Source organism: Novosphingobium sp. PhB57, from assembly GCF_004342985.1.
Taxonomy (GTDB): Bacteria; Pseudomonadota; Alphaproteobacteria; order Sphingomonadales; family Sphingomonadaceae; genus Novosphingobium.
Genome location: NZ_SMBO01000009.1, coordinates 1 through 14027 on the forward strand (window position 1 = coordinate 1; position 14027 = coordinate 14027).

At 66.6% G+C, this 14027-nt stretch carries 12 protein-coding genes; 7 read left to right on the top strand and 5 right to left on the bottom strand.

The window, feature by feature from the left end; all coding sequences use genetic code 11:
• The 4 genes from EDF58_RS21280 to EDF58_RS21295 form a co-directional block, all read left to right on the top strand.
• Nucleotides 1-1275 (top strand): catalase (locus tag EDF58_RS21280; protein WP_132269233.1); only part of this gene is annotated, 1275 nt, incomplete at its 5' end.
• 159 nt (nt 1276-1434) lie between these two features.
• Entirely contained in the window at nt 1435-1857 is a 423-nt protein-coding gene (locus EDF58_RS21285) for a hypothetical protein (protein WP_132269235.1), read from the top strand.
• A 63-nt stretch (nt 1858-1920) separates the two neighbouring features.
• Nucleotides 1921-2673, top strand: a complete 753-nt coding sequence (gene yaaA / locus EDF58_RS21290; protein ID WP_132269236.1) for a peroxide stress protein YaaA — start codon at nt 1921-1923, stop codon at nt 2671-2673.
• Entirely contained in the window at nt 2670-3413 is a 744-nt protein-coding gene (locus tag EDF58_RS21295) for an SDR family NAD(P)-dependent oxidoreductase (RefSeq protein ID WP_132269238.1), read from the top strand. Before yaaA ends, EDF58_RS21295 begins: the two co-directional genes overlap by 4 nt.
• Nucleotides 3414-3466: 53 nt before the next feature.
• On the opposite strand, the gene EDF58_RS21300 is transcribed toward EDF58_RS21295, so the two are convergent.
• On the bottom strand, nt 3467-3820 hold the full coding sequence (locus tag EDF58_RS21300; RefSeq protein WP_132269239.1) for a VOC family protein: 354 nt from the start codon (nt 3818-3820) through the stop codon (nt 3467-3469).
• A gap of 220 nt (nt 3821-4040) precedes the next feature.
• Here EDF58_RS21300 and EDF58_RS21305 point away from each other — a divergent pair, with 220 nt between their 5' ends.
• Complete coding sequence (locus EDF58_RS21305) at nt 4041-7205, top strand: glycoside hydrolase family 2 TIM barrel-domain containing protein (RefSeq protein WP_243654418.1); 3165 nt, start codon at nt 4041-4043, stop codon at nt 7203-7205.
• Between the two features lie 170 nt (nt 7206-7375).
• Here EDF58_RS21305 and EDF58_RS21310 read toward each other — a convergent pair whose 3' ends face one another.
• From EDF58_RS21310 to EDF58_RS21325, 4 genes are all read right to left on the bottom strand, one after another.
• Entirely contained in the window at nt 7376-7756 is a 381-nt protein-coding gene (locus EDF58_RS21310) for a DUF779 domain-containing protein (protein ID WP_132269241.1), read from the bottom strand.
• 57 nt (nt 7757-7813) lie between these two features.
• Nucleotides 7814-8845, bottom strand: coding sequence for an alcohol dehydrogenase AdhP (gene adhP, locus EDF58_RS21315; protein WP_132269242.1), 1032 nt, complete (start codon nt 8843-8845; stop codon nt 7814-7816).
• Nucleotides 8846-8942: 97 nt separating this feature from the next.
• Nucleotides 8943-10463, bottom strand: coding sequence for an aldehyde dehydrogenase (gene adh, locus EDF58_RS21320; RefSeq protein WP_132269244.1), 1521 nt, complete (start codon nt 10461-10463; stop codon nt 8943-8945).
• A gap of 166 nt (nt 10464-10629) precedes the next feature.
• Nucleotides 10630-11601, bottom strand: coding sequence for a GAF domain-containing protein (locus EDF58_RS21325; RefSeq protein ID WP_132269246.1), 972 nt, complete (start codon nt 11599-11601; stop codon nt 10630-10632).
• 263 nt (nt 11602-11864) lie between these two features.
• Here EDF58_RS21325 and EDF58_RS21330 point away from each other — a divergent pair, with 263 nt between their 5' ends.
• Nucleotides 11865-13451, top strand: coding sequence for a toll/interleukin-1 receptor domain-containing protein (locus EDF58_RS21330; RefSeq protein ID WP_132269247.1), 1587 nt, complete (start codon nt 11865-11867; stop codon nt 13449-13451).
• Between the two features lie 73 nt (nt 13452-13524).
• Complete coding sequence (locus tag EDF58_RS21335) at nt 13525-14004, top strand: nucleotide synthetase (RefSeq protein WP_132269249.1); 480 nt, start codon at nt 13525-13527, stop codon at nt 14002-14004.
• Nucleotides 14005-14027 lie beyond the last annotated feature (23 nt).

Consider the following 14027-nt stretch of genomic DNA (forward strand, 5'->3'; position numbering starts at 1 on the left):
GCCATCAACGCGGGTGACTTCCCCGAATGGGAACTGGGCGTCCAGTTGTTCGACGATGCCTTTGCCGACAGCTTCGACTTCGACGTGCTCGACGCCACCAAGCTCATCCCCGAGGAACTCGTGCCGATCCGCGTCGTCGGCCGCCTGGTGCTCGACCGGGTGGTGGACAACTTCTTCGCCGAGACCGAGCAAGTGGCCTTCTGCACCCAGAACGTGCCCCCGGGGATCGATTTCTCGAACGACCCGCTGCTTCAGGGCCGCAATTTCTCCTACCTCGACACCCAGATCAAGCGGCTGGGCGGACCCAACTTCACGCATATTCCGATCAACGCGCCCAAGTGCCCCATGGCTCATTTTCAGCAGGACGGGCACATGGCCATGCGCAATCCCAAGGGTCGGGCGAATTACGAACCGAACAGCTGGGGCGCCGAGCAGGGCGGCCCGCGCGAGGATCCCGTGCGCGGTTTCACCAGCTATGCCGAGACGGCAGATGGCCCGAAGCAGCGGGTGCGGTCGGAAACCTTCGCCGATCACTATAGCCAGGCACGGCAGTTCTTCGTGAGCCAGACGCCCGTCGAGCAGAAGCACATTGCCGATGCCCTCGTGTTCGAGCTGTCGAAAGTGGAGCGCCCGGACATTCGCGCGCGTACCGCCTCCCACCTGATCCGCATCGATCCCGGGCTGGCGGGCACCGTGGCCGATGGGCTGGGCCTGCCGTTGCCCGATCCCGCGGTCGCGGCGCGCGAGCCGATCGCGAACCTTCCCGCTTCGGACAAGCTGAGCATCGTCAAGAACGGTCCAGCGGACTTCAAGGGCCGCAAGCTGGGCATCCTCGTGAGTGACGGCGCCGACGCGGCGGTGCTCTCTGCCCTGCTCGAAGCGGTGGAGGCCGAGGGCGCCGTCTATGAGGTGGTTGCACCCAAAGTCGGCGGCGTGACGCTGTCGGACGGGACCCGTCTGGCCGCCAAGCACAAGATCGACGGCGGCCCCTCGGTGCTGTTCGATGCCGTGGCTCTGGTGGTGTCCGGGGAGGGTGCGGGGCTGCTCGCGATGGATGCGGCGGCGAAGGATTTCGTCACTGACGCCTTCGCGCATTGCAAGTTCATCGGTTACACCGGCGCGGCGGAGGCGATCTTCGCCAAGGCCGGGATCGCCGGCGATCTCGACGAGGCCTGCCTGAAACTGGACGGTGCAAAGGATGCCGGCGCCTTCCTCAAGGCCTGCCGCGCGCTGCGTCGCTGGCCGCGCGAAATGGCGGTCGATCTCGACGCGTAACGGGCTGGCGCAAACGCCGGTTTTCGCCGCGGCCCGGTCTCGGTTTCCCTGTTTGGAACCGGGCCGGGCCGCTGGTCGTTTCTCAGCCTCGACGCCGTTCCCGTTTGCGGATTAGTGTCATCCGCGAGCGACCCCGACGATTACCGAAGGAATCCATTTATGAGACGCATCCGCAACCTGTCCCTGCTGGCTTCCGCGCTTGTTCTGGTGCCTGTCAGCGTGCTGGCCCAACCGGAGCCCACTGCCGGCGCGCATCGTGAAAAGGTTGCAGGGCAGAGCGTGGCCGAGATGGGTCTGCCTCAGGGCGCCGAGGCGGGCGACGCAGAAGCGCGGCGCAAGGCACTGAACGAGCAGCAGGCGCAGGCGGCGCGGGCGCAAGTCGAGGACAACGTGGCGCGCGAACAGGCGCGTGAAGCCGCCATCGCCACGGAGACCGCGCGGCAGGACCGCGAGCAGGCGGCCTATGCCGAAGCCGTGCGCCAGCACGACGCGGCCGTGCAGGACTACCAGGCGGCCCGCACGACCTGGGAACGCGCCAATCCCGCCTGCAAGCGCAACGACCCGGTGAAGTGCCCCCGCTGACCGGGCTTCCGAGGCATGCGGGGCGGTTTGACGTGGTCGTCCGCCCCCGCTACCGCGCGATCGATGATCGCTCTCCTGTCTCCCGCGAAAACGCTCGATTTCGAGCGCGCCCTGCCGCCCCTTGCCGTCACCACCCCGCATTTCGCAGAGGAGGCGGGCAGCCTGGCACGGTCTGCGGCGAACCTGACGCAGAAGCGGCTTTCCGAGCTGATGCACATCTCGCCGCGTCTCGCCAAGCTTAACGCCGATCGCTTTCGCGACTTCGCGGAACTGCCCGAACGGCAGGCCCTCTTCGCTTTTGCCGGCGATGTCTACACCGGCTTCGAGGCGCATACCCTGGACGAGGCCGGGGTTGCCTTCGCGCAGGATCATGTTCGCATGCTTTCCGGCCTTTACGGACTCTTGCGCCCTCTCGACGCGATCCGGCCCTACCGACTGGAAATGGGCACGCGCTGGGCGCCGCGCCACAAGAGCCTGACTGACTGGTGGGGCAATCGCATTGCCGGGTTCCTGCTGGAACAACTGGCGGAAGAGGGTTCGGAAACCGTGCTCAACCTGGCCAGCCAGGAGTATTTCGCGGCCGTCTCCGGAAAGTTGCCGGGCGTCCGGGTGATCGAGGTGGAGTTCCGTGAGCCCGGCCCGAACGGCCCGCGCTTCGTCAGCTTCAACGCCAAGCGCGCACGCGGCATGATGGCGCGCTGGCTTTGCGAACACCACGTCACCGAGATCGACGCCATGCGCGGCTTCGACAGCGACGGCTATCGCTTCGATGCCGCCGAGAGCGATGCCGACCGCTGGCGGTTCACCCGCTCGTGAGCGCCGCGGGCCGGTCTTCCGCCGTCGTCATCGGCGCATCCGGCGGGATCGGCGCCGCGTTCGAGGCGGCTCTGATCGAGGAAGGCGCTTACGAGGTCGTCCGTGGCTTCGCGCGATCGCGTACCGGAGCGGATCACCTCGACCTGCTGGACGAGGCCAGCATTGCCGCTGCCGCCGCCCGCGTGGCCGCAGGGCCGCCGCCGGGGCTGGTGATCGTGGCCACCGGGCTGCTCCACGAGGAGGACCACGGCCCGGAGAAGGCGCTGCGCGATCTCGATCCTGCATGGCTGGCACGGCTCTATGCGGTCAATGCCATCGGGCCAGCACTGGTGGCGAAGCATTTCCTGCCGCTCATGCCCAAGTCGCGGACGGGACCGGGGGCGGGAACCGGCAGCGGGGCGCCATCGGTCTTCGCGGCGCTCTCGGCCCGGGTCGGTTCGATCAGCGACAACCGGCTGGGCGGCTGGCACGGCTATCGTGCGTCGAAAGCGGCGCTCAACATGCTGGTGCGCAATCTCGCCATCGAGGAACGGCGCCGCAGCGAGCGCACCATCGTGGTGGCGCTCCATCCCGGCACGGTCGACACGGCCCTGTCGCGCCCGTTCCAGGGCAATGTTCCGCCCGGCAGCCTGTTCGATGCCGAGCGCGCGGCGCTGCAGTTGCTGGACGTGATCGAGGAGCTGAAAGTGACTGACAGCGGCAAGCTCTTCGATTTCGAAGGCAAGGAAATCGCATTCTGAGGCAGGCCGGCCCAGGCTGAGGGGTCGGCAGGGATGGGGGCCGGACTTCGGGCCTAGTCGTCAGGTTGCCACAATTCTAGCGGGTTGCCTTCCGGATCATGGATGCGGGCGAAGCGGCCGACGCCCGGCATGTTCCATTCGGGATTGGTCGCCACGGCCACGCCCGAGGCCAGCAGCCGCGCGCAAAGCGCGTCGAGATCGTCCACCCGCAAGTTCAGCATCCACGCCTTTTCGGCCGCGAAATAGTCGCTATCGGCGGGGAAGGGTGCGAAAACACTTGGACCGGCCTGGGTATCCCAGGCGCCATGCGGCGATGCGCCGACGCCGAGATGTTCGGCATACCAATTCTTAAGCGCCTCCGGGTCCTTCGCCCGGAAGAAGAAGCCGCCGATACCCGTCACGCCCATTCCCGTGCTCCCGATCCGAATGGCAGGGCCATACCACAGGCCGCGGCGCTCAGCGAATGCTTCCTCGGCAGAGGAAAGCCGCTGCACCCTGCCTTGCAATTCGCCTCACGAAGTATACGATATATCAAACGGCCGGCTCGATCCGGCTTTCACGGTTTCATTCCCGCGAGGGGCGTCCCGGCGCGGGGCGTCCCGATGGGAGTCGGCAAGGGGCGGATTGGTGCGACATTTCCTGAACAGCTGCGCGGTGGGCGGGCTCATGACCGGGCTCCTGCTGGCGCAAGCCGCCATGGCCCAGACCGCCACGACCCAGCCCGCCGCGGCGTCTCCGGCCGATCGTTCGGCCCCGGCAGAATGGGAACAGCCCCAGGTGGTCCGGCAAGGCGCCGAGCCCATGCGCACCACGTTCGACGGCTTCGAGACACGCGCCGGTGCCCTTTCGCGCGACGTGGCGAAATCGCGCTATCACTTGTCGCTGGACGGGGACTGGAAGTTCCATCTCTCCCCCACGCCGGAAAGCCGCCCGGCCGAATTCTTCAAGCCCGATTTCGACGTGAGCGGCTGGGGCACCATGAAAGTGCCGGGCATTCTCCAGGCCGATGGGCACGGCCGCCCGGTCTTCGTCGGCAGCGGCTATCCCTTCCCGCGCGACCAGCCATGGATCGACCATCGCCTCAATGAAGTCGGCTCCTATCGCCGCGACTTCACGGTGCCTGCGAACTGGTCCGGCCGCCGCCTCTTGCTGACGGTGGGCGCGGCGGGCGCGGCCTATTACATCTGGGTCAACGGCCAGCGCGTCGGTTACTCCGAGGATTCAAAGCTCCCCGCCGAGTTCGACGTGACCCGCTATGCCCATGCCGGCAGCAACACCGTCGCCATCGAACTCTACCGCTTCGCCGATGGCAGCTATCTGGAAGACCAGGACTTCTGGCGCGTCAACGGGATCGAGCGGAGCGTGACGCTCTACGCGGCGCCGGCCACGCATATCCGCGATCTCACGGTCGATGCCGGGCTGGAGAACGCCTATCGCGACGGCAAGCTGACCGTGAAAGTCGACCTGGCTGGCCAGTCCGAGGCGATGCGCCTGCGCGCGACGCTGCTCGACGGCAAGCGGGAAGTGCTGACGCGCGGCGGCACGGTGCAAGGGGGCACGGTGTCCCTCGAGGCAGGCGTTCCCGCGGTGCGGACATGGTCGGCCGAGGACCCGCAGCTCTACAAATTGCTTGTCGAACTGCTCGACGCCGACGGCAAGCTGGTGGAGGCCACCAGCCGCCGCATCGGCTTCCGCACCGTGGAGATCGCCGGGGGCGAAGTGCGCGTGAACGGCAAGCGCGTGATGATCCGCGGCGTCAATCGCCACGAGCACGACCCGAAGACCTTCCACGTCGTCTCCGAGGAGACGATGCGCCGCGACATCGAACTGATGAAGGCGGCGAACGTCAATGCCGTGCGCACCTCGCACTACCCCAACGACCCGCGCTGGTACGACCTTGCCGACGAATATGGCCTCTACGTCATGGACGAGGCCAATATCGAGAGCCACGGCTACCTCAGCCTCTCGCAGGAACATGGCAACGATCCCAAGTACCTGCTGGGCAACGATCCCAAGTGGCAGGCCGCCCATCTCGACCGGGTGGAGCGCATGGTTCGGCGCGACCGCAACCACCCCTCGATCATCTTCTGGTCGCTGGGCAACGAGACCGGCATCGGCACCAATTTCGAAGCCGCCGCCAAGTGGGTGCGGGCGAACGATCCCAGCCGCCTGATCAACTTCCTCGGCTGGAGCATGAGCAACTGGCGCCACCCGGTGAACAGCTATGTCGACATCTTCGCGCCGATGTACGACGACGTGCCGAAGATGATCGACTACGCTCAGGACCCGGCGTTCACCCAGCCCCTGATCCTGTGCGAATATGCCCATTCGATGGGCAACAGCCTGGGCGATCTCCAGGGTTACTGGGATACGATGCGCCGCTACCCCAAGCTGCAGGGCGGCTTCATCTGGGACTGGGTGGACCAGACCATGGAGCTGAAGGACAAGGACGGGCGGACCTATTGGGGCCAGGGCCTGGACTACGATCCCGATCCGAAGGACGCGGGCCTGCACGGCGACGACAGCCCGGTGGGCGACGGCGTGATCCAGTCCGACCGTACGCCCGATCCCGAATATTACGAACTCGCCAAGGTCCAGGCGCCCATTGCCTTCATCCACGATGCGGGCGGCTACCGCGTGGTCAATCGCCACGACCATATCGACCTTTCGCGCTTCACGCTCGACTGGACGGTCATGGAGAACGGCAAGGATGTCGCCAGCGGCGCTCTGGCGACGCCGGACGTGGCCGCGGGGGGATCGGCTGCGCTGGTGGTGCCGGTTCCGGCGGCCAGGGATGGCTCGGCGGAGCGCATCCTCGTGCTGCGTGCCCGCGCCAAGGCCGGCGCCGTGCCGACGCAGCCTGCCGGGCATGTGGTGGGCTGGGAGCAGTTCGCCTTGACCGCGCCGGCCGTCGTCGCGGCGGCGGCAGGCACGGTCGCGCCCAGTGAAACCGCATCTGCCATGCGCCTCGCCTCGGGCGATGCGGTGCTGGAGATCGACAAGGCGACCGGCCTCGTCACCCGCTACGCGCGCGGCGGCAAGCTGCTGCTTACGGGAGGAGCGCCCAATTTCTGGCGATCGCCCACTGACAACGATGTCGGCGCCGGCGTACCCAAGAGCCATGCCATGTGGCAGTATTTCTCTGAGCATCGCCGCGTCGAGGCGGTCGAGCGGGACGGCAATGCCGTAGTCGTGCGCCATGACATGGGTGTGGGCTCGGTGAAGACCGAAACGCGCTGGACCATGGCCGCCGACGGCTCGGTGGGGGTCACTGTCCATTTCGAGCCGCTGCGCGACACGCTGCCCGATCCGCTCCGCCTGGGCCTGGCTTTCGAGACGCCCGCCGTGCTCGACCAGGTTCGCTGGTTCGGCCGCGGTCCGCAGGAGACTTACGCCGATCGCAAGACCGGCGGCCTCGTCGCCCAGTGGCAGGGCGCCCTGGCGGACCAGTTCCACGATTACGCAAGGCCGCAGGAATCGGGCAACAAGACCGACGTGCGCTGGATCGAACTGACAGGCGCCAGGACCGGACTTCGCGTCACCGGCGCGCAGCCGCTGTCGGTCAATGCGCTTGCTTTCCCTTATGCGGACCTCGCCATGAAGCCGCCCGGGCAGGCGCATAGCGCCGACATCCGCCCGCATGGCAACGGCAGCCTGCTGATCGATGCAGCGCAGGCGGGCGTGGGCGGGGACACCGGCTGGAACCTCGATGGCCGGGCGCACATGCCCTATCGCATCGCGCTGAAGCCGCTGACGTATGCGTTCACCATCGGCGCGCCGGGGCCCCGCTGAAGCGGCCGGCGGAACGCGCATGTGCCGTTTCGCAGGGCGCTTCGTTTCTTGGCGGCAGCGGCATCCTGAACGTGTTTCAGGATCCCTTGGCGGGCCTGCTGCGGCGCGCGGGGTCTTGCGGGCGCTCTGGGTGACGTCGCAGTTGTCAGCGCAGCGGGCAGCGCCAGCCTTCAGGGCGAGCCCGAACCCTTGTCCAACTGCCGCAACTCGTCCTCGGTGAAGACGCGGCCGCGCGTCAGGAAGCGGCGTTCGCGGCCGTTGTCCAGGCTGAACATGCCGCCCCGGCCGGGGACGACGTCCAGGATGAGCTGGGTATGCGCCCAGGCCATGCCTTGCGCCCGGCCGATGTAGACGGGCGCGCCGCTCACTTCGCCGAGCAGGATGTCGCCTTCGCCGATGCGGAACTCGCCTTGCGGGTAGCACATGGGGGAAGACCCGTCGCAGCAGCCGCCCGATTGGTGGAACAGCATCGGACCGTACTCGGCGGTCAGTTCCGCGACCAGTTCAAGTGCCGCCGGGGTGGCGGCGACCCGTTTTACCTCATTCGTCACCCCGGCGAACTCCTGTTCTCTTCGTTCGACCTTGCGTCTTTCCGCCTTGCCGCAGCCTCATCCGGCCATGTCGAGGACGACGCGCCCTTCGATCTGGCCCTTGTGCATGCGATCGAAGATGGTGTTGATGTCCTCGATCTTCGCGGTCTCGACCGTTGCCCTGACTTTGCCTTGCGCTGCGAAATCTATGGATTCCTGCAAGTCCAGCCGGGTGCCGACGATCGAGCCGCGCACGGTGATGCCATTGAGCACCATGCCGAAGATATTGAGCGGGAAGTCGCCGGGTGGCAGGCCGTTGAGCGCCACGGTGCCGCCGCGTGCGGTCACGCCGATGGCCTGTTCGAAGGCTTTCTCGCTCACCGCCGTCACCAGCACGCCGTTGACCCCGCCGCCGGTCTCGCGCTTGATGATCGTGGCCGGATCCTCGTTGCGGGCATTGACCGTGATCGTCGCGCCCAGCCTGCGGGCAAGGTCCAGCTTGCCGTCGTCGATGTCGATCGCCGCGACGTTGAGGCCCATGGCAACGGCATATTGCACGGCCATGTGGCCCAGCCCGCCGATGCCGCTGATCGCCACGTAGTCGCCGGGCCTGGTGTCGGTCATCTTCAGGCCCTTGTAGACCGTGACGCCAGCGCAGAGCACCGGCGCGATCTCGGTGAAGCTGATATTGCCGGGCAGATGGCCGACATAGTTGGGATCGGCGACCACATAGTCCGCAAAGCCGCCGTTGACCGAGTAGCCGGTGTTGAGCTGGGTTTCGCAAAGGGTTTCCCATCCGCCCAGGCAATGCACGCAGTGGCCGCAGGCGGTGTAGAGCCAGGGCACGCCCACCCGGTCGCCCTCCTTCACATGAGTGACGCCCGCGCCGACCTGGCTGACGTAGCCTACGCCTTCGTGGCCCGGAATGAACGGCGGGTTGGGCTTCACCGGCCAGTCGCCCTCGGCGGCATGGAGGTCGGTGTGGCAGACGCCGGAGGCCTGGATGGCCACCTGGATCTGGCCGGGGCCGACTTCGGGAACCGGTACTTCGTCGATCGTCAGCGGTTTTCCGAATTCACGCACGACGGCAGCCTTCATGGTCTTGGCCATTGGAACACTCCTCTCGGGGGATAGTCAGGTGGTCGGGTGTTGGGGGGCGCGCGCCGCGAGCGGGAGAGAGCGGGGCGGCGCGCGCCGGGGGTGAAGCTCAGAAGAATCCGAGCTTCCGGGGGCTGTAGCTGACCAGCATGTTCTTCGTCTGTTGGTAGTGGTCCAGCATCATCTTGTGGGTCTCGCGCCCGATGCCCGACTGCTTGTAGCCGCCGAAGGCCGCATGGGCCGGGTAGGCGTGATAGCAGTTGGTCCAGACGCGCCCGGCCTTGATCTCGCGGCCGAAGCGGTAGCAGGTGTTGGCGTCGCGGCTCCACACGCCCGCGCCGAGCCCGTAAAGTGTGTCGTTGGCGATGGAGAGCGCTTCGTCCGCGTCCTTGAAGGTGGTCACCGAAACCACGGGGCCGAAGATCTCCTCCTGGAAGATCCGCATCTTGTTATGGCCCTTGAACACGGTCGGCTTGACGTAATAGCCGCCCGCAAGTTCGCCTTCCAGCTGCGCCGCCTCGCCGCCGATCAGGATCTCGGCGCCTTCCTGGCGGCCGATGTCGAAGTAGGAGAGGATCTTCTCGCGCTGTTCGGAGGATGCCTGCGCGCCGATCATCGTCGCGGGATCGAGCGGGTTGCCCTGGACGATGGCGGCCACGCGCTGCAGGGCGCGCTCCATGAAGCGATCGTAGATGCTTTCCTGGATCAGCGCGCGGCTGGGGCAGGTGCAGACTTCGCCCTGGTTCAGCGCGAACATCACGAAGCCCTCGATCGCCTTGTCGAAGAAGTCGTCATCGGCGGCGGCCACGTCCTCGAAGAAGATGTTGGGAGACTTGCCGCCCAGCTCCAGCGTCACCGGGATCAGGTTCTCGCTGGCGTATTGCATGATGAGGCGGCCGGTCGTCGTCTCGCCGGTGAAGGCGATCTTGGCGATGCGGCTGGACGAGGCGAGCGGCTTGCCCGCCTCCAGGCCGAAGCCGTTGACGATGTTGAGCACGCCCGGCGGCAGCAGGTCGCCGACGATCTCCGCCCAGACCATGATCGAGGCCGGCGTCTGCTCCGCGGGCTTGAGCACCACGCAATTGCCTGCCGCCAAGGCCGGGGCGAGCTTCCAGGCGGCCATCAACAGCGGGAAGTTCCAGGGAATGATCTGGCCGACCACGCCCAGCGGCTCGTGGAAATGGTAGGCGACGGTGTCCTGGTCGATCTCGCTGATCGAGCCTTCCTGACCCCGGATCACACCGGCGTAGTAGCGGAAATGGTCGATGGCGAGAGGTACGTCGGCGGCCAGGGTCTCGCGGATCGGCTTGCCGTTGTCCCAGGTCTCGGCCGTGGCGAGGCGCTGCAGGTTCTCTTCCATGCGGTCGGCGATGAGATTGAGCACGCGTGCGCGTTCGGCGACGGAGGCCTTGCCCCAGGCGTCCTTGGCGGCATGGGCGGCGTCGAGCGCGGCCTCGATGTCGGAAGCGTCCGAGCGGGCGATCCGGCCGACGACCTGCCCGGTGATCGGGGAGATATTGTCGAAGTAGCGACCGGCCTTCGGCGCGACCCAGGCACCGCCGATGAAGTTGTCGTAGCGTTCTGCGAAGGGGGCCTGGAGTGCGGTCCGGTCCTGAACAAGTGCGTCCACGGATATATCCTCTCTTGCGGCGCCTGGTGGCGTCTCGTCGAGGATGAGTGTTGCGCAGTGGAAAGGATTGCGGAAGCGGGTGGGGGCGGGCAAGCCGGCCCTGGTGTCTCACCCGCGAGACAGTTTGCGGATTTCTCCTGAGCCCGATGACCTGAGCCCAATGGCCCTAGCGCGAGAGGCCGGCCTTGGCCATGCGGCGATAGAGGGTGGCGCGGCCCACGCCCAGGATGCGCGCCGCCGAACTGGCGTTGCCTCCGGCCTGCGCCAGCGCCTGGCGCAGGACGGTGCGGTCGCCGTCCTCGAAGGAAGGGCCGGACGACGCCGCGCCCAGCACCTGGTCGAGCGGACGGGGGCGGCAGAGCATGGCGTCCGTGAGCCGCAGCCGCGTACGCGCGCCGCGGCTGGCGCCGATCACCAGGTCGTCGCGGTCGGTGGCCAGGAGAGCCGTGCCGTGGACCGGATCGTCGGCCAGGAACACGATGCGCGAACCGGCGAAATGCTGGCAGAAATAATCGCGCTCGATCCGGCGGGCCGCGTCGCGCACCAGGGCGGAGACGAGTTCCGCCATCGCGGGGCCATGGTCCTGGCGGTAGCTGGAGACGTCGAGCGCGCCCGCCAGCCGCCCGTGCGGATCGTGGAGCGGGGCGTCCATGCAGCTTATGCCGACATTGCGGCTGGCGAAGTGCTGGTCGCGGTGAATGACGACGGGCTGGTCCTCGAAGAGGCAGGTGCCGATGCCGTTGGTGCCTTCCTCCGCCTCACCCCAGCGGCCGCCTTCCACAAGGCCCACCGCGTCGAACTCGGCGGCGTCGGCATCGCCCACCCGGCGGTCGAGCACGATGCCGGTCGGATCGCTGAGCACCACGCCGCAGCCCGATCTGCCGACGGAACGATACATCTGGTCCAGCACCGGGCCTGCCACGGCCAGCAGGGCGGCATGTTCGCTGCGCCGATGGCCAAGGGTGGCAAGGTCCACGCGGGCGCGCTTGGCGCCCGTGCCGGGATCGAGTCCATGGTGGAGGAGAGAGCGGCACCATGACGCCGTCACGGCCGAAACGCCGGCGCTGCTCGGCGAACGTACCGCGTCGATAACCACATCGATGTGGCGCAGCTCGGGGCTGGGGCCGTTCCGACTCATCGCATCTCCTGCGCGCAGGATCACGGTTGCAACCGATGAAGTCAAACGGCTCCTCTGGGAACGGCGCGATCTCAGGGAAAATCCCGGTCCACGCGCGAAATTTCGCAGCGCTTTTCGAACGTTGCACCGCCCTGCCCATCTGGTAGGGGAGAGGACGGCGGGACTTTGGGGCGACGAACAGGCGGCGGGCCGCTATTGAACCATAAGGGATGGAGCCGATTCAAAGGCTTTCAGGGGCGTTGGCAGATGGTCGTTTATTGCCGATGACGGCGGAACAGGACATCGCGGGGAATGAGGGAACGCGCCGCTACCGCGCGTTCCTGAGCTATAGCCATGCCGATGAGCGCTTTGCCGGCCAGCTGCACCGCTGGCTGGAATCCTATCGTATCCCTGCGCGCCTGGTCGGCACCGTCACCCGCGCGGGGGAAGTTCCGCGCCGCGTCACGCCGATCTTCCGCGATCGCGCCGAACTGCCCGCGGCCTCCAGCCTCGACCAGGAAGTGCGCCAGGCGCTGTCGCAATCCGATGTGCTGCTGGTGCTGTGCTCCCCCGCGGCGCGCAATTCGCGCTGGGTCGATGCCGAGATCGAGCTGTTCCGCAGCCTCCATCCCGAACGGCCGGTGATCGCCGCGCTGCTGGAGGGAGAACCGGAGGACAGCTTCCCGGTCTCGCTGGTCGGCCCCGATGCGAACGGTGTGGTCCACGAACCGATCGCGGCGGATTTCCGCGCCGAGCATGACGGGCGCAAGCTGGCCCGGCTCAAGATCGTCGCCGGCCTTACCGGCATCGCGCTGGACCAGATCATCCAGCGCGATGCGCAACGTCAATTGCGCCGTGTGATTGCCATCACGCTCCTTACGGTGCTGCTTACTTTATCCATGGCCCTGATGCTGATCTTTGCGCTGCGTGCGCAAATGGAGGCGGAACATCAGCGACAGCAGGCCGAAGGATTGATCGAGTTCATGTTGACGGATCTCAGACAGCGGCTGGAAGGCGTGGGCCGCCTGGATGTGCTGCAATCGGTCAACGAACGCGCGCTCGATTTCTATGCCGACCAGTCGGACCTCAAGGCCCTCCCGGCCGACTCGCTGGAACGCCGCGCCCGCATCCTCCACGCAATGGGGGAAGACGACCACAAGCGCGGCGACCATGCCGGCGCCCTGGCCAAGTTCAGCGAGGCGCACCGCGTCACCGGCACTCTGCTGGCAGCCGATCCGCGGGATCCCTCCCGCATCTTCGCCCATGCCCAGAGCGAATTCTGGCTCGGCTACGTGGACTTCATCGCCAAGCGCTACGACAAGGCCCTGCCGCGGTTCCTGGCCTATCGGGCGCTGGCGGAACACCTCGTGCGCCTGGTGCCCGGCAACCAGGCCTATTGGCGCGAACTGGCTTATGCGGAAGGCAATATCTGCACGATCGCCGTCACCCGGAAGGGACCGGAAGAGCAGCTCGCCGAATGCGGCAATGCGCTTCGCACGATGGAGCGCGTGGCCCGGATGGAGCCGCAGGACCGCAGCCTCGATGCCGATATCGCCAACCGTCACGCCTGGATGGCGGACGCCCTGCGGGCGCAGGGGCGCGACGTGGAAGCGCTTGGGGAGCGGGCGAAGCAGGCGGCCATCGTGCAGCGCCTGGTGCGGGAAGATCCCAAGAACGCCACCTATCAGCAGGACTGGATGCTGGCGCGCTATTCGAATGCGCAATTGCTCTATAGTCTCGGCGAGAAGGGGCGTGGGGAACAGTTGCGGGACGAAGCGCGGGACGATGTCGCCCGGCTCATCGCATCCGATCCGGAAAACAACGACTGGCGGCTCTGGCAGATGAAGCTGGCCCGTCCGTTGGAAGACTGATCCGAATCCGGTCCTCGCGCCAGAAGCCGCCGGCTTCTGAAGCGAGGCTTTTCAGAAGTTTAGGGGAAAACGCATGTCTACGCTCAATTATACCCAGTACGGCCTCTCGCCGTCCTTCGATCTCGGCCTGTCGGACGATGCCACTGTCGTGCCGTTCCGCGTGACGCTCGAAGTCGTGGATGAGCAGATTTCGCTGCATTACGAAGTGGTGGACGGCAAGGATCTGGACTACATTCCCATCACTTGCGACAGCAAGGTGGAGATCGAACTGGTAGGCGACCAGCTCTATTTCTCGAAGCAGTGGGATGCCATCACCACCAAGGAAGCGCTCTCCTCATTCTATGGCGGCCTTGAATACAGCAAATACGACGAGGAACTCGATCGCTACAAGGTCGTCCGCTTCCAGGCGCGTTTCAATCGCGGCGGGAAGTTCGGGACCAAGCATCCGTTCAACATCAACGTCGACCTGCTGCAGGGCACCCGCTGCGAACCCCGCTGGATCGGCCTTACCATCGATCCCGACATCAAGAACCCGCCGCCGCAGCGCTTCTGAATTTCCAATCCTCCAAGGGGTGC